At 62.7% G+C, this 18242-nt stretch carries 15 protein-coding genes; 11 read left to right on the forward strand and 4 right to left on the reverse strand.

Annotation, left to right across the window (positions count from 1 at the left end; translation table 11 throughout):
* Together KRX12_RS05215 and KRX12_RS05220 are read right to left on the reverse strand one after the other, a co-directional pair.
* Positions 1–954: an ABC transporter ATP-binding protein gene (locus KRX12_RS05215; RefSeq protein ID WP_218365091.1), complete on the reverse strand. Its 954-nt coding sequence runs from the start codon at positions 952–954 to the stop codon at positions 1–3.
* A gap of 45 nt (positions 955–999) precedes the next feature.
* Complete coding sequence (locus KRX12_RS05220; protein WP_218365970.1) at positions 1000–1488, reverse strand: NUDIX hydrolase; 489 nt, start codon at positions 1486–1488, stop codon at positions 1000–1002.
* Between the two features lie 59 nt (positions 1489–1547).
* On the opposite strand from KRX12_RS05220, the gene KRX12_RS05225 reads away from it, so the two are divergent.
* The 5 genes from KRX12_RS05225 (at position 1548) to KRX12_RS05245 (ending at position 7589) form a co-directional block, all read left to right on the forward strand.
* Entirely contained in the window at positions 1548–3002 is a 1455-nt protein-coding gene (locus tag KRX12_RS05225; protein ID WP_218365971.1) for a hypothetical protein, read from the forward strand.
* Positions 3002–4018 carry a glutamate ABC transporter substrate-binding protein gene (locus tag KRX12_RS05230; RefSeq protein ID WP_218365972.1) on the forward strand — a complete coding sequence of 339 codons (1017 nt, stop codon included), beginning with the start codon at positions 3002–3004 and terminating at the stop codon, positions 4016–4018. The genes KRX12_RS05225 and KRX12_RS05230 overlap by 1 nt, the downstream gene beginning before the upstream one ends.
* Positions 4018–6351, forward strand: a complete 2334-nt coding sequence (locus tag KRX12_RS05235) for a serine/threonine protein kinase (RefSeq protein WP_218365973.1) — start codon at positions 4018–4020, stop codon at positions 6349–6351. The genes KRX12_RS05230 and KRX12_RS05235 overlap by 1 nt, the downstream gene beginning before the upstream one ends.
* A gap of 245 nt (positions 6352–6596) precedes the next feature.
* Positions 6597–7172: a hypothetical protein gene (locus KRX12_RS05240; protein WP_218365974.1), complete on the forward strand. Its 576-nt coding sequence runs from the start codon at positions 6597–6599 to the stop codon at positions 7170–7172.
* Positions 7173–7181: 9 nt separating this feature from the next.
* On the forward strand, positions 7182–7589 hold the full coding sequence (locus KRX12_RS05245) for a hypothetical protein (protein ID WP_218365975.1): 408 nt from the start codon (positions 7182–7184) through the stop codon (positions 7587–7589).
* Between the two features lie 51 nt (positions 7590–7640).
* Here the strand turns inward: KRX12_RS05245 and KRX12_RS05250 are convergent, their stop codons facing one another.
* Positions 7641–8843: an acetate kinase gene (locus KRX12_RS05250; protein WP_151549965.1), complete on the reverse strand. Its 1203-nt coding sequence runs from the start codon at positions 8841–8843 to the stop codon at positions 7641–7643.
* Positions 8844–8845: 2 nt separating this feature from the next.
* Complete coding sequence (gene pta / locus KRX12_RS05255) at positions 8846–10201, reverse strand: phosphate acetyltransferase (protein WP_370625553.1); 1356 nt, start codon at positions 10199–10201, stop codon at positions 8846–8848.
* 350 nt (positions 10202–10551) lie between these two features.
* Between pta and KRX12_RS05260 the strand changes: the two genes are divergently transcribed.
* The 6 genes from KRX12_RS05260 to KRX12_RS05285 all read left to right on the forward strand — a co-directional run bounded on the left by KRX12_RS05260 (position 10552) and on the right by KRX12_RS05285 (position 18108).
* Positions 10552–11919, forward strand: a complete 1368-nt coding sequence (locus KRX12_RS05260) for an FAD-dependent oxidoreductase (protein ID WP_218365977.1) — start codon at positions 10552–10554, stop codon at positions 11917–11919.
* A gap of 204 nt (positions 11920–12123) precedes the next feature.
* Positions 12124–14493, forward strand: coding sequence for a glycogen/starch/alpha-glucan phosphorylase (locus tag KRX12_RS05265; protein ID WP_218365083.1), 2370 nt, complete (start codon positions 12124–12126; stop codon positions 14491–14493).
* 212 nt (positions 14494–14705) lie between these two features.
* Positions 14706–15794 (forward strand): metal ABC transporter substrate-binding protein, encoded by a 1089-nt coding sequence (locus tag KRX12_RS05270; protein ID WP_218365082.1) that lies wholly within the window; start codon positions 14706–14708, stop codon positions 15792–15794.
* Positions 15791–16447: a metal ABC transporter ATP-binding protein gene (locus KRX12_RS05275; RefSeq protein ID WP_218365081.1), complete on the forward strand. Its 657-nt coding sequence runs from the start codon at positions 15791–15793 to the stop codon at positions 16445–16447. The genes KRX12_RS05270 and KRX12_RS05275 overlap by 4 nt, the downstream gene beginning before the upstream one ends.
* Positions 16437–17282 carry a metal ABC transporter permease gene (locus KRX12_RS05280; RefSeq protein WP_218365080.1) on the forward strand — a complete coding sequence of 282 codons (846 nt, stop codon included), beginning with the start codon at positions 16437–16439 and terminating at the stop codon, positions 17280–17282. The genes KRX12_RS05275 and KRX12_RS05280 overlap by 11 nt, the downstream gene beginning before the upstream one ends.
* A gap of 7 nt (positions 17283–17289) precedes the next feature.
* Positions 17290–18108, forward strand: a complete 819-nt coding sequence (locus KRX12_RS05285; RefSeq protein ID WP_218365079.1) for a metal ABC transporter permease — start codon at positions 17290–17292, stop codon at positions 18106–18108.
* The last annotated feature ends 134 nt before the right edge of the window (positions 18109–18242 follow it).

The following is an 18242-nucleotide window of genomic DNA, read 5'->3' on the forward strand; positions in this document are numbered from 1 at the left end:
TTAGATCTCCCCTTCCGGACGCTGCGGCGCAGCGGTGGTGGTGTGGGATTGGTATTGCACGGAGTCGCCGGTGCTGCGCATGAAGGCATCCTCGAGGGAGCCTCGCTGCTCGGTGAGTTCGTGCACGGCCACCCCAATGGAGTAGGCCAACCCGCCCACCACATCGGTGGTGGTCCCCTGCACCACGAGGATCTCTCGGCCCTGGGGGTCGTGGGAGCGCTCGGCGTGGAAGTTCTCCTCCTGCAGCGCGGCAGCCAATTCCTGCGGGTGATCGGTGCGCACCAGCACGGTCGACTGCGCGGATTGGCGGATGAAGTCCTCGGTGGGGCAATCCGAGACGAGCCGGCCGCGACCAATCACCAGCAGGTGATCGGCGGTCTGGGACATCTCGGAGAGCAGGTGGGAGCTGACGAGGATGGTACGACCCTCCTCGGCCAGGGAGCGCAGGAAGGTGCGCACCCAGCGGATACCTTCCGGATCCAAGCCATTGACCGGCTCATCGAGCAGGAGATACTCCGGATCGCCCAGCAGCGCCCCGGCAAGACCCAGGCGCTGTGCCATACCGAGGGAAAAGCCCCCCGCCTTGCGGCCTGCGACATCGCTGAGCCCCACGAGCCCCAATACCTCGTCGACGCGACGGGTATCGATGCCATTGGAGGCCGCCATCCACCGCAGGTGATTGGCCGCGCTGCGCTTGGGGTGCACCGCCTTCGCATCCAGCAGCGAACCCACCGTGCGCAGCGGATTCTCCAGCTCGGCGTAGGTGCGCCCATTGATCGTGGCCTGCCCAGAGGTGGGGCTATCCAGCCCCAGAATCATGCGCAGGGTGGTGGATTTGCCGGCGCCATTTGGCCCCAGGAATCCGGTAACGACGCCAGGCTTCACGCTGAAAGTGAGATTATCCACCGCCAGCGTGGAGCCATAGCGTTTGCTCAGCCCAGTTACTTCAATCATGTAGCACAGTGTGGCACAGCCCCGCCCGCAGTGCTAGGGCTACCCTTAGCTTGTCGACGCCACCTCGCCGGCAGCGATCACCGAGCGCATCAAGGGAAGTGACTCCGCGAACGCCGACATGAGCGGATAGGACTCCAGTGCGGCCAAGGGCACCCAGCGCAGCTCCACGGATTCCTCATTGCCGGCGGTGGGCAGTGGCTGCGGGCAGGTGGCCAGCACCTGGGTGTAGCTCCAGCCAGACAGATACGGCCCCGCCGTGGTGATGGCGTCGACCACCTGCACCTGCGCGGTATCGATACTGGTTTCCTCGCGCGCCTCCCGCAACGCGGCCGCCACCGCGGTTTCGTGGGAATCCCGCGCCCCGCCCGGCAGCGCCCAGGTTCCGCCCTCGGCCGTCCACTGGGCGCGATGCTGCAGCAATACCCGGGGCGCGGTGTGGGGCGAGGCGATGAGAAAAAGCCCCGCCGCGCCAAAGAGGCCCCAGCGCCGCGAGCCATCGGGGGCAAGGCTCCAACCGTTTCCGTCTCCATCCATGTTCGCGAGTGTAGTTCGAGTACTGGGTATGGCGAGATATCCTCGCTAGACTTGTGGACATGACTCTTTCCGGTACGGGCCAGAAAGCCGGCCCCACGGGTGACAGCGTGACAGAGGCTGTCACGGAGTTGAGGGCGGCGTCGACAAGCGAAGGCGATGCCTGGCTCGATCAGCCAGAACCCGCTGAACGGCGATTCGCCGACGTCACCCGCGAATTGGTGGATGTGCCGCTGCTGCAACTGCGGCGCTTTATTCGCTTCGTGGGCACCCCGCCCGGGCTAATGACGCTGATGTGCGTCATCCTCAGCGTGGCGCTGCTGGCGGCGGGACTGTCGATCGCGCGCTCCTCCGAGGATCAAGAACGCGACCTGAATCAGCTGCTCGACCATGTGGAGCCCATGAGCTATTCGGCGCTGAATCTCTATACTTCGCTTTCCATCGCCGATACCTCCGCCACCACTGGCTTTGTGGAAAATCGCGCCGGGTCGCCGCGGGTGCGGGAGCGCTACAATGATGCGATTTCGCAGGCCAGTATCGCCGCGGCGCAGACCATGGGGGAGGTCCGCGATAGCAATAGCGAGGAAATGCGGCTGCTGGCCTCCATCAATCAAAAACTGCCGGTCTACACCGGGCTGATCGAGACCGCCCGGGCGAACTACAACATGGGCAACCCGGTGGGCACGGCCTATCTGGCCGAGGCCTCGAGCCTCATGCGCAGCGAGATCCTGCCCAATGCCTCGCGGCTCTACGAGCTCACCTCGGCGACGGTGGCCGAGCAGCAGCAGGACCTCACCCGCCCCCAATGGGTGCCGATCTCTGGGCTGGTGGCTGCGTTTGTGCTGCTGGTGCTGGCGCAGGCGTGGCTCTATAACCGCACTCGCCGCATCCTCAACCGAGGTTTCGCCGCCGCCACCGTCCTCATGCTCGCCGCACTGCTGTGGGTGGGATCGGCCAATTGGGCCACGTGGAATGCCGGGCAGCAGGGCTTTAATAAAGCCGCCGGGCCGATGAGTGAATTAACCAATGCGCGTATCGCCGCGCAGCAGGCCCGCACCAAGGAAACCTTGGCGTTGGTGCGGCGCCAATCCGTGGCCGATAATGCCACCTTGTTCTATGCCAGCATGGACCGCATCGATAACGCGATCGACAGCTATCGCTCCTCTCCCCTGCTGGACTCCGCGCAGGATCGGATGGCCGCCAACCGCGCCGAGCAGTCCGTGGAGCAGTGGCGGGTGTATCACGAGCGGCTGCGCGACGCCCAGTCCTCCGGCAACTATGACACCGCCCTCGATGTAACCCTCGGTAATCATCCCCGCTCCGCGGCCACCGCCTTCGATGAGCTCGATGCGAACCTCTCCACGCTCATCAGCGATGCCCGCGCCACCATGCGCGACTATATTGCCGATGGCCTGCGCGCCACCCGCCTGCTCGCCATCATGGTGAGTATCTGCTCCGTGCTCTCTGTGGTACTGGTGTGGATAGGTATTCGCCCCCGACTCTTGGAGTTCCTCTAATGCGCCCGCCCGCACCGCACCGCCGCCTCGTGGCGCTGGGCCTTGCCCTGAGCGCCGGGATCGCCGGCTGCTCCGAGGTGGAACCCGAGCGCGACCCCGCCCCCACCTGGGTACAGGAGCTGGCGCATGAACAGCGCTCCTTTCCCGCCGGCGCCCAGTGGGAAAAGGCCGGCAGCCAGCCGCCGGTGCAGGTGGACGAGGCCGAACACTTTGCCTCCCTGCGCCCCGATGAGCGCACCCCCGAGGAGCGTATTCCGGACATTGTGCAGCGCGGCTACCTGATCGTGGGCGTGGACCAATCCCAGAACCTGCTCTCCTACCGCGATCCCGCCACGGGGGAACTCTCCGGCTTCGAGATCGAGCTTGCGCGGGAGATCGCTCGGGATATCTTCGACGATCCCGACGCCGTGGATTTTCGCTTCATCGACGCCTCCGACCGGGTCTCGGCGCTGGATAGCGGCACCGTGGACATGGTGATTCGTACCATGACGATCACCCCCGAACGCCAGGGGCAGGTGGAGTTCTCGGCGCCCTATTTCACCTCCCAAACCCGAGTGCTGGTGCACAAGGGCTCCGGCACCACTGGGGTGAACTCACTCCACGGGCGCAGCGTCTGCGTGGTGGATGAGTCCACGGCGCTGCAGCACACCCGCACCTATGCGCCCAATGCCGATATTCTGCGCGTGCGGAACTGGGCGGATTGCCTCGTCGCCCTGCAACAGGACCAGGTGGATGCCGTGGTGGGGGATGATTCGATTCTCGCCGGCATCGCCGCCCAAGACCCCACTACGGAGATCGTGGGCCGCCCCATTGATAAGGAAAGCTATGGGGTGGGCATCCCGCCGGCCGAGCAGGGCCACGACACCACGGGGCTGGTGCGGCAAGTCAATTCCACGATCGAGCGCATTATCAGCGATGGCACGTGGCAAGACATGTATGCGCAGACCCTCGGCCCCTACCAAACCTCGGTGTCTCCGCCCACGCCCCACTATGTGGATGAGGAGGGAGAACGCTGATGAGCGATGAAGACTATCCCGTCATGGGCACCGAGGCCGTGCCCTTTGACCCCTTCGCAGACGATGGCGAGGAGGAGCAGGAGCTCGATTCCGATAGCTCCATCCAGGCGCTGCTCGCGGACCTCGGGGCGCTGCGCGATGGGCCGAATCAGCCCACCGCCCCCACCAAAGTGCAGGACGATCCTTCTGAGCGCAGCCGCCGCGAGGCGCTGTCCACCTTCCGCGAGCGGCGCACCCATACCCGCGTGGGCCGACTGGTGGCCGAGGGCATGGTGCAGCTTCCCTTCGTGCCCCTGCACGATCCCGAACGGGCCCTCATTGACCCCAGCGAGGACATCGCCAATGGCACCGAGCCGCCGGCGCTCAGCCCCGGCGATGTGGTGGCCAACCAGTACACCGTGCTGGGTGTGATCGCCCACGGCGGCATGGGCTGGGTGTATCTCGCCGAGGACAGCAATGTCTCGGGCCGCTGGGTGGTGCTCAAAGGCATGATGGCGGAGACCTCACACCCCTCCCAGGGCGTGGCCGAGGCCGAGCGGGAATTCCTGGCGGATATCACCCACCCGGCGATCGTGAAGATCTTCAACTTCATCGACGATCCGCGGGTGGAGGGCGGCTTCATCGTGATGGAGTTCGTGGGCGGGCCCTCGCTGCGGGACCGGGCGAAGCGCTCCGGCGGCACCATCGATATCGATGTGGCCATCGGCTATATCCTCGAAGTGCTGCCGGCGCTGGCCTATCTGCACTCCCGCGGCGTGGTGTATAACGACCTCAAGCCGGACAACATCATCGTCACCGAGGACCAAGTCAAGCTCATTGATCTCGGCGCGGTCTCCGGTATCGGGGCCTTCGGCTATATCTACGGCACCAAGGGCTTCCAGGCCCCCGAGGTCGCCACCGAGGGGCCCTCGGTGGCCTCGGACATCTACACCATCGGACGCACGCTCGCCGCGCTGACGCTGCCGCTGCCGATGAGCGATGGGGTGTACGAGCCGGGTATCCCCTCCCCCACTGCGGAGCCGTTGCTGCGCCGCTATTTGAGCTTCTACCGGCTGCTGCTGCGCTGCACCCACGAGGATCCCGCCCAGCGCTTCACGGACGTCTCCCAGCTGGAAATCCAGCTCTATGGTGTGCTGCGGGAAATCCTCGCCATTCGCGATGACATCCAATACCCCTCGCACCATTCGGCCTTTTCCCCGCAGCGTACAACTTTCGGCACCAAGCACCTGGTATTCCAAACCGATCAGCTCATTGATGGAGTGGACCGCACGGTGCGCATCACCCCGGACGAGGTGATCTCGGCGCTACCGGTGCCGCTGATTGATCGCTCCGATCCGGGGGCGGCGCTGCTCTCGGGTAGCTCCTATTCTGAGCCCACAGAGACCCTGGAGACCCTGCACCAAGCTATGCAGTCCAGCGAGTATGAACACTCCACCGAGATCCCCCTCGGCGTGGTGCGCGCCCTTTTGGACTTAGGATTCCGGGACGAGGCGAAATCCTGGCTGGAGTCGCTGGAAGAACGACTCGGCGATGATTGGCGCCACCAGTGGTTTTCTGGGGTGACCACGATGCTCACCGGGGATCTCTTGGCCGCCCAACGGCATTTCAACCAGGTGCTGCACATCCTGCCCGGGGAGCCGGCGCCGAAGCTGGCGCTGGCGGCGGTCAATGACATGCTGCTGCAGGAAAGCTCCCACGACCATGTGGCGCTGCTCAGCGACACCGCGCTGAAGGCCGCGCTCCTCGGCCCCGATGCGGCGGAGGTGACACCGGAGCAGCTGAGCTCCATCAGCGATGACTGGAACTATGTCACCAGCGTGCCGGCGAAGCTGCGCTTTCACACTATTCAGCTCTATCAGCTGGTGTGGGCCACCAACCCCACCACGGTGAGTTCGGCCTTCGGCCTGGCCCGGCAGCTCTATGCCGAGGGCCAAACCAACCTGGCGGTGGCGGCGCTCGATCGGGTACCGCAGGCCTCGCGGCATCAGCGCATGGCGCAGCTGAGCACCATCATGATGCTCATTTCTGGGGAGTCCACCGAATCCGCCATCCGCCGCGCCGCCCGCCGCTTGGAACAGATCCCTACCAACGAGCCCCGCTACCTACAGCTGCAGGCCGCGGTGACCGCCGCCGGGCTCTACTGGCTGCGCAGCAATGACCTCAGTGAGGCATGCTCGCCCAATGAGCTTTTCGACGACCCCTTCACCCAAACCGGCCTGCGCTACGGCCTTGCTCGCTGGCTCCGTGGCCTGGCCCGCAGCGCCCACCACACCCTGCATCGCTATGAGCTCATCGACATGGCCAATAAAGTGCGCCCCACCACCTGGCTGTAGATGCCACGAGGCGGCCCGTGGATGGGCGCAGCCGCCCAAGACAGGACAGCACCACACCACCCCTATAAAGAGGTAATCCAATAGACTAGGCCAGATTCTCTAGCAATTTCCCGCACCTACATATATTGTTTCGCTTAGCTCACTATCTAGAGCAACCTCCGGAAACCACGCGTCACTGGGCGATTCGGATACTCAACCGTTTGGGATACTCGTGATCCCCCAAGCACCATAAGGAGAACGTTCACATGTTTTATAGCAAGAAAAAAGCTTTAGCACTGTCCGCAGTGCTAACCCTTGGGCTATCAACACTCTTGGCCCCCAACTCCCACGCGCAAGAGTCAAATCCCTCCTACGAGGATGCAGCCGTTCTGGTAGCAATGAACGACCTAGACTGTTCCGCTGGAGAGCACCGCGTCGTCGTTGGATCCGACGGGCTCCAACACGCCATCGGCTGCACCAATCTTTCATCAGCTGGCGCTGATAATGCAGCACCCTCCAACCCGAATGAGGTTGCTCCTGCAAACCACTGGAATCCTTACGAGAATGCGTACTACCGATGCGGGTCGAGCTATGTGCGCAATCAGCAAATTGCCTACTATCGCTACAAGGGAACCGTTCATGCGTCGGGCAAATATGGATCTGGTCAGCAGTGCGGTGGAAGCGGTAAAGTAGTAGCTGCATCTATAACTTATAAGCGCGGGGGCAAGGTTCTTGCACGTGCGCGCGCAACCACAGGACAAACAAAGGTAGCCTCGGCTTGGGACTCTCCCAACTGGTGGGCACCTGAAACACAGTTGTATTACAATTTCACACTTCGATAAGGTGTTCCGATGCTACGTAAAGGCCCACTCATCTCAGGTTCCTTTTTCGCCCTGGCCTGCGCCCTGATTACTATTTCTGCGGCCATCACGGTAAAAGAAGAACTGGATACAGCCAGCAAGGTCCATAACGGCGGTCTGCCCTATTCCGTGTGTTTTCTTCTCGCGGGCTTGAGCGTCACTGCACTCATTGTGTACTCCCTGTATCTGTCCATCACCGGGTGGTCGACCACGCGCTTCCTCCGGGCAATGTGCATGACAGTGAGATTCTCAGCAGTGCTGGCGGTGGTCTGCTCCGTGTGGTTTATCGTGGTCACGGATCTCTTCAACATGGGCGGAGTACTGGGCATCATGCTTGCGCTCTCCTGCATGTTCTGGGCCAATGGCCTCTTCAAGTTACACACCCAAGAACACAGCTAAATACACAACTGTGGCGGTACCCTTGCGGTACCGCCACAGTGCTTTTTGGTGCTAGCTATTCTGCGCCAATTGATCTGCGTAGCGGGCGATGGCGAGTTCCTCGTTAGTGGGAACCACAAAAACCTTCACCTGAGAATCATCGGCAGAGATCTCACGCGGGCCGTCATTCGGCAGCTCATTGCGCTCGGGATCGATCTTGATGCCGAACCACTCGAGGTTCTCTAGCGCATCGGCGCGGACGAATTTATCGTTTTCTCCCACACCGGCAGTGAAGGTAATGGCGTCCACGCGGCCCAAGGCCACCATGTAGGAGCCGATATAGCGGCGCAGCTGGTGGATGTAGATATTGTAGGCCAGCCAGGCGTCATCATCGCCTTCTTCGATGCGCTCGCGCAGCACGCGGAAATCATTCACCCCAGCGATGCCCTTCACACCGGACTTGCGGTTGAGCAGCTCATCGATCTCATCGATGCTCATATTCGCCTGGCGGGCCAGGTGGAAGACGATGCCGGGATCAATATCGCCGGAGCGGGTACCCATCACCAAACCGGCCAGCGGGGTCAGCCCCATGGAGGTGTCGATGGCCAGCCCGCCGCGAATAGCGGCACAGGAGGCACCATTGCCCAGGTGCAGGGTGATCTGATTGACCATATCGGCGGGCTTATCGAGCAACGCCGGCACATGCTGCGACACATATTCGTGGCTGGTGCCGTGGAAGCCATAGCGGCGCACCCCATACTCGCCAGCCACCTCGTTGTTGATGGCGTAGAGGGCGGCTGCAGGCGGCAGCGAATGGAAGAAACCGGTGTCGAACACGCCCACGTGCGGGATGTCCGGCAGCAGCGACTGCGCCACCTCGATACCGTCGATATTGGCCGGGTTGTGCAGCGGGGCGAGCGGGATGAGATCGCGGACCATGCTGATGACTTCATCGGTGAGGATCACCGGCTGAGAGAACACCAGCCCGCCGTGCACCACGCGGTGGCCCACTGCGGAGATGTCCACATCCTCGATGCCGCAGCCATGCTCGCGCATGAGGTCGAAGGCCAGCTTCAGCCCCACCGAGTGATCGGGAATCGGCGCCTCCACCACATGCTTGTCCCCCAGGTGTTTGAGGGTGACGCGGCCGGAGTCCTCCCCGATCTGCTCCACCAGCCCAGAGGCAAAAGGCTCATCTTGGGCGTGGGAGGCGGGATCCACCAGCTGGAACTTGATGGAGGAGGAGCCAGAGTTAAGAACGAGAGAGTAGCTCATAGTTAGCGGTGTCCTCCGGTCTGGATGGCGGTAATGGCCACGGTATTGACGATATCGGGCACCGTCGCGCCGCGGGAAAGATCATTGACGGGTGCGTTCAGCCCCTGGAGCACCGGGCCCACGGCCAGGGCGCCAGCGGTGCGCTGGATAGCCTTGTAGCTGATATTGCCGGCCTCGAGATCGGGGAAGATCAACACATTCGCTGCACCGGCCACCGGGGACTCCGGGGCCTTCTTGGCGGCGACGGAGGCGGTAATGGCGGCGTCGAACTGCAGCGGGCCGTCGATGGATAGCTCTGGGTCGATGCCGCGGGCGGCCTCCACGGCGGCCACGGCGCGATCCACATCGGGGCCGGCGCCGGAGGAGCCGGTGGAATAGGACAGCACGGCCACCTTGGGATCGAGGCCGAATTGGCGGGCAGTGCGGGCGGAAATCGCGGCGATCTCGCCCAGCTGCTCGGCGGTGGGGTTCAGGTTCACCGCGCAATCGCCCACGGCCCAGATCCGGCCGGGCAGCACCATGAAGAACACGGAGGAGACCACGGAGGCATCCGGGGTGGTTTTAATGATCTGCAGGGCGGGGCGAATCGTCTCGGCGGTGGTGTGGGCCGCGCCCGAGACCATGCCATCGGCGTCGCCGCAGTGCACCATCATGGTGGCGAAATAGGAGACGTCCTTCATCTGCTCGCGGGCCTGCTCGATGGTCACGCCCTTCTTGGCGCGCAGCTTGGCGAACTCGGCGGCATAGTCCTCGGCGCGGGGGGTGGTGAGCGGATTCACCAGCTCGGCGCGGGAAAGATCCAGCCCGGCCGCGGCGGCGCGGGAAGAAATATCCTCCGGATCGCCCAGAATGGTCAGCTCGCACACCTCGGTGGACAGCAGCTGCGCGGCGGCCTGCAACACGCGATCATCATCGCCCTCGGGCAGCACGATCCGCGCGCCGATGGCGCGGGCCTGCGCAAGCAGGGAGTGCTCGAAGAGCTCGGGGCTCATCACCGGCTCCGTAGCAGCCAACTCCTCCTTATTAATAGAGGCCTCCTCGCCCGGCGCGAATACCGCGGCGGCAGGCGCGTGCTGCTCGGCCGCTTTTTTGGTGGCCAGCTCGATGGTGTCGGCGGGCGCGTCGGCGAGCACGAGCAATGGCAGGCCGAGGCCGGCGGCGGCGCGGGCATCAAAATCGAGATCGCCGGTGCCGCACAGCAGGGCGTCCTCGGGATAGCTGCTGCCCAGCACGGTGGACAGCTGCGGGGCGCCGTCGATAAGCGAATGGGGCTTAAGGTTGAGATGCTGGGCGAGAAGAGTGGGATCATAGGTGGCGAGATTGACACCAAGGGCACTCAACAGTACGGCGGTCATAATCGAGCCTTTCCTTCTGGCACATCGCTTGTGATTCGTTGTATGTGATTCACCGCATAAGTCTAGCGGCAACGTAGTACATCTATCGATTAGGCTGCTAAACCTTACTGGGACACAGAATACCGGTGCGCGCTGGACATATCAGCCGAGTGCACGCACCGACCCACACTATATTTGTGGCAAAACACACACCATGGCGGAGTGAGGCTTGCCTGACACGCCACGACGCAGGCCACTGGCAGTTTGTGTTTGCCCAGCGTAAGGTAAATGCGGATTAGCGTCGCCGCCGCACCCTTTCTCTGCGCCGGCGACGCCGCAGATAACGCCCCCAACCAGCACAAGTGAAGGATACGATGTCTCGCCCGATTCGCGTCGCCGTAGTTGGCGCCGGCCCCGCCGGCATTTACGCCTCTGACCTGCTCATGAAGTCCGGTCACGAGGTCTCCATCGACCTCTTCGAGCGGATGCCCGCCCCCTTCGGCCTGATCCGCTATGGCGTGGCCCCGGACCATCCGCGCATTAAGGGCATCGTCCAATCGCTGCACCGCGTGCTGGATAAGCCGCAGCTGCGTCTGCTCGGCAATATCGAGGTGGGCAGCACCGTCACTGTCGATGAGCTCCGCGATTTCTATGACGCCATCATCTTCTCCACCGGCGCTACCGGCGACCGCGCGCTCGAAGTGCCCGGCGCGGATCTGCCCGAGGCCTATGGCGCCGGCGAGTTCGTGGGCTTTTATGACGGCAACCCGGACTTCGAGCGCAATTGGAACCTCGACGCCGAGCAGGTGGCCGTGATCGGCGTGGGCAATGTGGCCCTCGATATCGCCCGCATTCTGGCGAAGACCGGCGATGAGCTGCACGTGACCGAGATCCCGGACAATGTCTATGCCAACCTCAAGGCCAACCAGGCCCGCGAGGTGCACATCTTTGGCCGTCGCGGCCCCGCCCAAGCCAAGTTCACCCCGCTGGAACTGAAGGAGCTGGATCACTCCCCCACCATCGAGGTTGTGGTGAACCCGGAGGATATTGACTACGACGAAGCCTCCATCGAGGCCCGCCGCACCTCCAAGTCGCAGGATCTGGTGTGCTCCACCCTGGAGCAGTACGCCATCCGCGATCCCCAGGATGCGCCGCACAAGCTCTATATCCACTTCTTCGAATCCCCCGTGGAGATCCTCGGCGAGGATGGGCATGTGAGCGGGCTCAAGACCGAGCGCATGCAGCTCGACGGCAATGGTGGGGTCACCGGCACCGGCGAGTTCACCGTGTGGCCGGCCCAGGCCGTCTACCACGCCATCGGCTATCGCTCCGATGAGGTGAAGGATGTGCCCTTCGACTCCCAGCGCGCGGTGATCCCCAATGATGGCGGCCACGTACTGGACTCCGAGACCGGCGAGCCCCTGCCGAAGCTGTACACCACCGGCTGGATCAAGCGCGGCCCCGTGGGGCTGATCGGCAATACCAAGTCCGATGCCAAGGAAACCACCGCTATGCTGCTCGAGGACTATGAGGCCGGCACCCTCGAGGCCCCCGCCCACCCGGGCGAGGATGCCATTATTGAGCTGCTCGAGGAGCGCAAGGTGCCCTATACCACCTGGACGGGCTGGCATAACCTGGATGCCGCCGAGCGCGCCGCCGGCGAGGCCGAGGGCCGCGAGCGCAAGAAGATTGTGGAGTGGGATGACATGGTGCGCCATGCCCACCCCGAATACGAGATCTAGGCATCAGCCACAACTCATATCGCGCCCGTCACTGCCCCTTGCGGAGGTGGTGGCGGGCGCTGCTCGTCGGTGGCGCCGCGTCGCCGGTTGTGAGCTGGGTAATATCCATGGGCCTGCGGCTCGCGACAACTCTACAAGTAGCTGGCTCTCAGCTAAGGTGGTCTGCGTTGATTTACCCATAGTGTGAGAGAAGGTTATTAAGAGATGACGCAGACATTCCACGAGGCAGCCGGCGGGCATATCCGCTCGGTATCTGGCCGCACCCCCACCGATTCCACCACCATGGAGTTCTGGCAGGGCCTGTCCGCCACGGTGATGGACGCCCTGGCCGAGAACTGGGCAGCCACCACCGAGCTATATAAGAAGGGTCGCCGGCAGCACTATCTGTCTGCCGAGTTCCTCATGGGCCGCGCCCTGCTGAATAACCTGCTCAACCTGGGGTTGTTCGATGAGGCCGCCGCCACCGCCAAGAACTATGGCCTGAACCTCTCCGAGGTACTGGAGGAGGAGCCGGACGCCGCACTGGGCAATGGCGGCCTGGGGCGTCTTGCTGCGTGTTTCTTGGATTCCTGCGCCACCCAAGACCTGCCCGTGGTGGGCTATGGCATTCTCTACCGCTATGGCCTGTTCAAGCAGGAATTCGATAATGGTTTCCAGACCGAGCACCCGGATTCCTGGATGGAGGAGCGCTATCCCTTCATCATTCGCCGCATCCACGAACAGCGCATCATTAGCTATAACGACATGCAGGTTCGTGCCGTGCCCTATGACATGCCGATCACCGGCTATGGCACCGACAATGTGGGCACCCTGCGGCTGTGGAAGGCCGAGCCGATGCAGGAGTTCGACTACGATGCCTTCAACTCCCAGCGCTTCACCGACGCCATCGTGGGCCGCGAAGCCGTGATGGACATCTCGCGCGTGCTCTACCCGAATGACACCACCTTCGAGGGCAAGGTGCTGCGTGTGCGCCAGCAGTACTTCTTTGTCTCCGCCTCTCTGCAGGAGATCGTGGAGAACCACGTCGCCCAGCACGGTGATCTGTCCACCTTCGCGAAGTACAACTCGGTGCAGCTCAATGACACCCACCCGGTGCTGGGCATCCCAGAGCTCATGCGCCTGCTCATGGATGTGCACGGCATGGGCTGGGAGAAGGCCTGGGATATCGTGTCCGAGACCTTCGCCTACACCAACCACACGGTGCTGGCCGAGGCCCTGGAGACGTGGGAGTGCTCGATCTTTGATCGTCTCTTCCCGCGCATCATGGAGATCGTGCGCGAGATCGATCGCCGCTTCCGCATCGACATGGCCGAGCGCGGCCTGTCCCAGGAAACCATCGACTACATGGCGCCGGTATCTAATAACTCGGTGCACATGGCGTGGATCGCCTGCTATGCCGCCTACTCCATCAATGGCGTGGCCGCCCTGCACACCGAGATCATCAAGCGCGAAACCCTGAGCGAGTGGCACGATATCTGGCCGGAGAAGTTCAACAATAAGACCAATGGTGTCACCCCGCGCCGCTGGCTCAACCAGTGCAACCCGCGCCTATCGGCGCTGCTCACCGAGGTTACCGGCTCGGATGAGTGGGTGCGGCAGCTGGATGTTCTCGCCGACTATCGCGATAAGGGCACCCCGGAGATCTACCAGCGCCTGAGCGAGATCAAGCACGCCAATAAGGTGGAGTTTGCGGAATGGATCCGCAACCGCAGCGGCATGGAGATCGACCCGGACGCCATCTTCGATGTGCAGATCAAGCGCCTCCACGAGTACAAGCGCCAGCTGCTCAATATCTTCTATGTGCTGGATCTGTACTTCCGCATCAAGGACAACCCGGAGCTGGAGGTGCCGAAGCGCGTCTTCATCTTCGGCGCCAAGGCCGCCCCGGGATATGTGCGCGCCAAGGCCATCATCAAGCTCATCAACGAGGTGGGCCGCATGGTGAACAATGATCCCGCAGTGAATGACACCATCAAGGTGGTATTCGTGGAGAACTACAACGTCTCACCCGCCGAGAAGATCATTCCCGCCGCCGATGTCTCCGAGCAGATCTCCACCGCCGGTAAGGAGGCCTCGGGTACCTCCAATATGAAGTTCATGATGAACGGCGCGCTCACCTTGGGCACCTTGGACGGCGCCAATGTGGAGATCCTCGACTCGGTGGGCGATGAGAATGCCTATATCTTTGGCGCCACGGAAGAGGAGCTCCCCGAGCTGCGCAAGAGCTATGACCCGCGGCACGAGTATGAAACTGTGCCCGGGCTGAAGCGGGTGCTCGATGCGCTTGTCGACGGCACTCTGGACGATTCCGGCTCCGGCTGGTTCCACGATCTCCACTGGTCCCTGTTGAACTCCAATAACTGGGAGCCGGCGGATGTCTACTACCTGCTGGGCGATTTCGCCGACTATCGCGCCACCCGCGACCGCATGGCCGCAGACTATGCCGATCAGCAGGCGTGGTCCGAGAAGGCATGGATCAACATCACCTCCTCCGGCCGTTTCTCCTCTGACCGCACCATCCGCGACTACGCAGAAGAGGTATGGAAGATCGAGCCGCAGCCGCTCGAGTCCTAATACACTCACCGCACCTCGCCCCCGTTCCTCCCTCCGGAGGGGCGGGGGTTTGTGTGTACGTGAGGAAACACACCTGCACATAAATGTTCAGTGCATTGAACTTAGGCTATCAGTGTGCAAAAATTTAAAGGTCGATGAACGTTCCGCCGCGATGTGTCACTGGGCGGCATCGGCAACACTTTGACTGATTTCCTCCACACGATGGGACAACCATGAACATCTACACAAGGCGCGTACTCGCAGCTGTGGCCTCCACTGCCCTTCTTGGCAGCGGCCTGGCCGCCTGCAGCTCCGAGTCCGAATCTTCAGATGACGACATCAAGGTGGTGGCCTCCACCACCCAAATTTGTGACTATGTGAAGCAGCTTGAGGTCTCTCAGGTGGATCTCACCTGCCTGCTGGCACCGAATGCCACAGCACACCAGCTGGAGATGACCCACGAGCAGCTCGTCAAGACCTCCGAGGCTGATCTGATCATGGTCAACGGCGTTGACCTCGAGCACTTCCTCGATTCGGCCATCGATTCCAGCGAGTTCTCCGGCACCATGCTGGTCACCACCGGCGTGCTCACCGCCAGCGATGTGGATGAGGCCCCGACCGATAGGGAGTCGGAGCTGGAGAAGTCCGCCAGCGGCCGCTATGACATCGACCGCGGCATCGCCCGAGTGGACGTCGCCCCGTGGCCCTTCGCCCCGGAGCCCGGCGAGGAGGCAGAGTTCACCTACGATCCGCACGTGTGGACCTCTCCGAAGAACGCTCAGATCCAGGTGGAAAACATCGGCTACGCCTTGGAAAAGGAAGCCGAAGAGCGCGGCAACACTGAGCTGAAGGAAGAAATCCAGCAAAATGTGAAGAATTACAACGCCAAGCTCGATCAGCTGGATCAGTGGGCTCGCGAGTCCATCAGCAGCGTGAACAACCCAGTGCTCTTCACCAGCCACGATGCCTTCGGCTACTTCTCTAAGGAGTACGGCGTGGACTTCATTGGCGCCGCACTGAGCGACTTCTCCGATCAGCAGGACGCCACCGCCAGCCACATCAACGAAGCCGCAGAGACGGTGAAGGAGTCTGGCGCTACCGTGCTGTTCGCGGAGAACTCCAATAACTCCAAGTCCATCGAGGCTGTCGCTAAGGCCGCCGGAGTCAAGGCCGTGGTGGGCGATGACGCCCTCTATGGCGACTCGCTCGGCCCGGCCGGCACTGATGGCGAGACCTACATCGGCTCCATCAAGCACAACGTGAACACCTTGGTGGATGCATGGGATGGCCAGGTCGCTGAACTGCCGGAGCAGCTTCAATGATCGTGTCGCTCCGCGACGCCTCCTTCAGCTACGGCGGCGCAACGGTCGTCGATTCTGTCACCGCCCATGTCAACGCCGGCGAGGGCCTAGCCCTCATCGGCCCCAATGGCTGCGGTAAAACCACGGTGCTGCGCGGCATCATCGGCACTGCCCGACTGTGTTCCGGCGAGCTGGAGGTCCAGGCCCCCCGTATTTCCTATGTGCCGCAGACAGCTGATATTGATCGCACCTTCCCCGTCACTGCCTTCGACGTAGTGGCCATGGGGGTGCTTGCCCAGCTGCGTTTTTTCCAACCGCTGGGTAAGCACAAGCGCCGGGTGCGCGCTGCCCTAGAGAAGGTGGGCCTCGGCGACCGCGCCGGCTCCCACTTCGGCAGCCTCTCGGGCGGCCAGCAACAGCGCGTGCTGCTCGCACGCGCCATTGTGGCCCAACCCGATCTGGTGCTGCTCGACGAGCCCTTCAATGGCCTCGATACGGCCAATCGCGAGATCCTGTTGGAGCTGCTCAACGAGCTCAAGAGCACCGGCACGGCCCTGATCGCTTCGACCCACGACTATGAACTGGCAGAGGGGGCGTGCGATAACGTTCTGGCGCTGTTGAATCCCCCGCAGTTCGGACCGGTGACTGAGGGAGTTGCGGCCTATGTGGACTGAGCTAGCTCACCAAGTGGGCATGGCCCCTTTCATGTTTCGGCCCCTCATTTTGTTGCTCGCCCTTGGCGTAGTTAGTGGCGTGCTGGGGGTTATTGTGAACCTCCGCAGCCTCGAGTTCAATGCCGAGGCCAGCGTGCACGCCATCTTCCCCGGAGTGGTGGCCGGAGCGGTGTTCGGCGGGATCGATATGATCGTGCCCACCGCCTCGGCCGTGGCGGTGGTGGTGGCCATTGTGCTCACCCTTGTCTCCCGCGCCCGCGTCGGCGAATCCGGGGTGGCCATTGTGCTTACTGGTTTCTTTTCGCTCGGCGTGATCATCTCCCTCTATAAGGGAGATCGCTCTGGGCAGTTAGAGGCGCTGATGTTCGGCCGCCTCCTTGAAATCACCGATGACCGCCTCACCACGGCGCTCCTAGTCTTCGCCGTGGCACTCGCGTTGCTCATCGCCACTTGGTCCACCCAGGTGTTTACCGCCTTTGACCGCGATGGTGCCCAGGCTGCTGGGGTGAATCTGTGGATCGTGGATCTCACGATCAACGCCGCCATCGCCGCCGTGGTGGTGGCCTCCGCCGCCGCCATCGGTGTGCTGCTGGTGATCGGCTTCATCATCGTTCCCGGCGCCGCAGCGCGGCTGGTGGTGCACCGCGTCCAGCACATGATTCCCCTCGCCATCGGTATCTCGGTGGTTTCGGGCGTCATTGGGTTGAGCCTGGTTCCGCTCGGGCCGATCTCGCCCCAGGCAGTCGTCGCACTGTCTGTGGTGGCCATGTACTTCGTTTTTCTCATCATTCGTTTGCTGCAGGATCGTCGCAGCCGCACCGTGACAAGGAGGTGAGCCACTCATGCTCGACATTCTCACGCTTCCCATTGTGGAGCTCGTTATAGTGGGTGCGCTCGCCGGTTTGGTCGGCAGCCTCGCCCTGTTGAATAAGCAAATCTTTTTTGCCGAGGCCATCACCCACGCCACCTTTCCCGGTGCGGTCGTGGGCGTGATTATCGGTGCCGCCTTCGGCTTGAACCATTCCCAGCTATCGCTCGCGCTCTTTATCGGCGCGCTGGTGATGTGCTGGCCCATTGGTGCTCTGTTTTCGCTCTCGCGGGTGGGCACCTCCCAATCCGCGGCGGGAATCGTGCTCACCACCGGCTTCGCCTTGGGCTATTTCCTCAATAAGCTCTTCGCGCCGCTACCGATCAAGGTAGAGAGCTTCCTGGTGGGCAGCGTGCTCACCGTGACCCGCACCGATGTGACTCTCGCGCTGATCCTGCTCGCCAGCGTGATCATTGTGCTCGCCGGCGGCTGGCGACGGCTGGTGTTCTTTGCTTTCGATCCGGCTGGTTTCGGGGTAGCGCATCGACGCAGCCTCGCGCAGGCACTGATCAGCGCACTCATCGTGCTTACCTTGGTGGCGCTGATCCCGGCAGTGGGCACCATTTTGTCCATCGCCCTGCTGGCCGCTCCTGCAGCCACGGTGGCGATCTTTGCCACCCGCCCCAGCACCTTGCTGCTCGTTTCGCCCGTGATGGGCATCATCATGGGCTTGAGTGGGCTGGCGATAGCCGTGGTTTTTCATCTCTCCGCCGGCGGCTGTATCGGTTTGACCGCCGCGCTGGTCTACGCCGTGGCGAAGCTCATGTCTCTCGCCGGCCTCGGACGCAGCTAAGACGCGCCAGAGACTATCTGGCACGCACCACGCCCCGCACTCCCCCACTGGAGGATGCGGGGTTTTCTTATGCGCAACGCAGCGCGCCCCGCACCGCAATGAAGGGTGCAGGGCGCAATCAGGACAGGGGCGAC

Origin of the sequence: Corynebacterium sp. TAE3-ERU2 (assembly GCF_019209955.1) — a bacterium.
GTDB classification, from domain to species: Bacteria; Actinomycetota; Actinomycetes; order Mycobacteriales; family Mycobacteriaceae; genus Corynebacterium; species Corynebacterium megadyptis.

Bases quoted from the DNA above. Each gene is read 5' to 3' on its own strand.
- KRX12_RS05275 (WP_218365081.1), top strand. From the start codon at position 15,791: ATGATCGTGTCGCTCCGCGACGCCTCCTTCAGCTACGGCGGCGCAACG.
- KRX12_RS05225 (WP_218365971.1), top strand. From the start codon at position 1,548: ATGACTCTTTCCGGTACGGGCCAGAAAGCCGGCCCCACGGGTGACAGC.
- KRX12_RS05235 (WP_218365973.1), top strand. From the start codon at position 4,018: ATGAGCGATGAAGACTATCCCGTCATGGGCACCGAGGCCGTGCCCTTT.
- KRX12_RS05285 (WP_218365079.1), top strand. From the start codon at position 17,290: ATGCTCGACATTCTCACGCTTCCCATTGTGGAGCTCGTTATAGTGGGT.
- KRX12_RS05220 (WP_218365970.1), bottom strand. From the start codon at position 1,488: ATGGATGGAGACGGAAACGGTTGGAGCCTTGCCCCCGATGGCTCGCGG.
- KRX12_RS05265 (WP_218365083.1), top strand. From the start codon at position 12,124: ATGACGCAGACATTCCACGAGGCAGCCGGCGGGCATATCCGCTCGGTA.
- KRX12_RS05270 (WP_218365082.1), top strand. From the start codon at position 14,706: ATGAACATCTACACAAGGCGCGTACTCGCAGCTGTGGCCTCCACTGCC.
- KRX12_RS05215 (WP_218365091.1), bottom strand. From the start codon at position 954: ATGATTGAAGTAACTGGGCTGAGCAAACGCTATGGCTCCACGCTGGCG.
- KRX12_RS05240 (WP_218365974.1), top strand. From the start codon at position 6,597: ATGTTTTATAGCAAGAAAAAAGCTTTAGCACTGTCCGCAGTGCTAACC.
- KRX12_RS05230 (WP_218365972.1), top strand. From the start codon at position 3,002: ATGCGCCCGCCCGCACCGCACCGCCGCCTCGTGGCGCTGGGCCTTGCC.
- KRX12_RS05280 (WP_218365080.1), top strand. From the start codon at position 16,437: ATGTGGACTGAGCTAGCTCACCAAGTGGGCATGGCCCCTTTCATGTTT.
- KRX12_RS05245 (WP_218365975.1), top strand. From the start codon at position 7,182: ATGCTACGTAAAGGCCCACTCATCTCAGGTTCCTTTTTCGCCCTGGCC.
- KRX12_RS05250 (WP_151549965.1), bottom strand. From the start codon at position 8,843: ATGAGCTACTCTCTCGTTCTTAACTCTGGCTCCTCCTCCATCAAGTTC.
- KRX12_RS05260 (WP_218365977.1), top strand. From the start codon at position 10,552: ATGTCTCGCCCGATTCGCGTCGCCGTAGTTGGCGCCGGCCCCGCCGGC.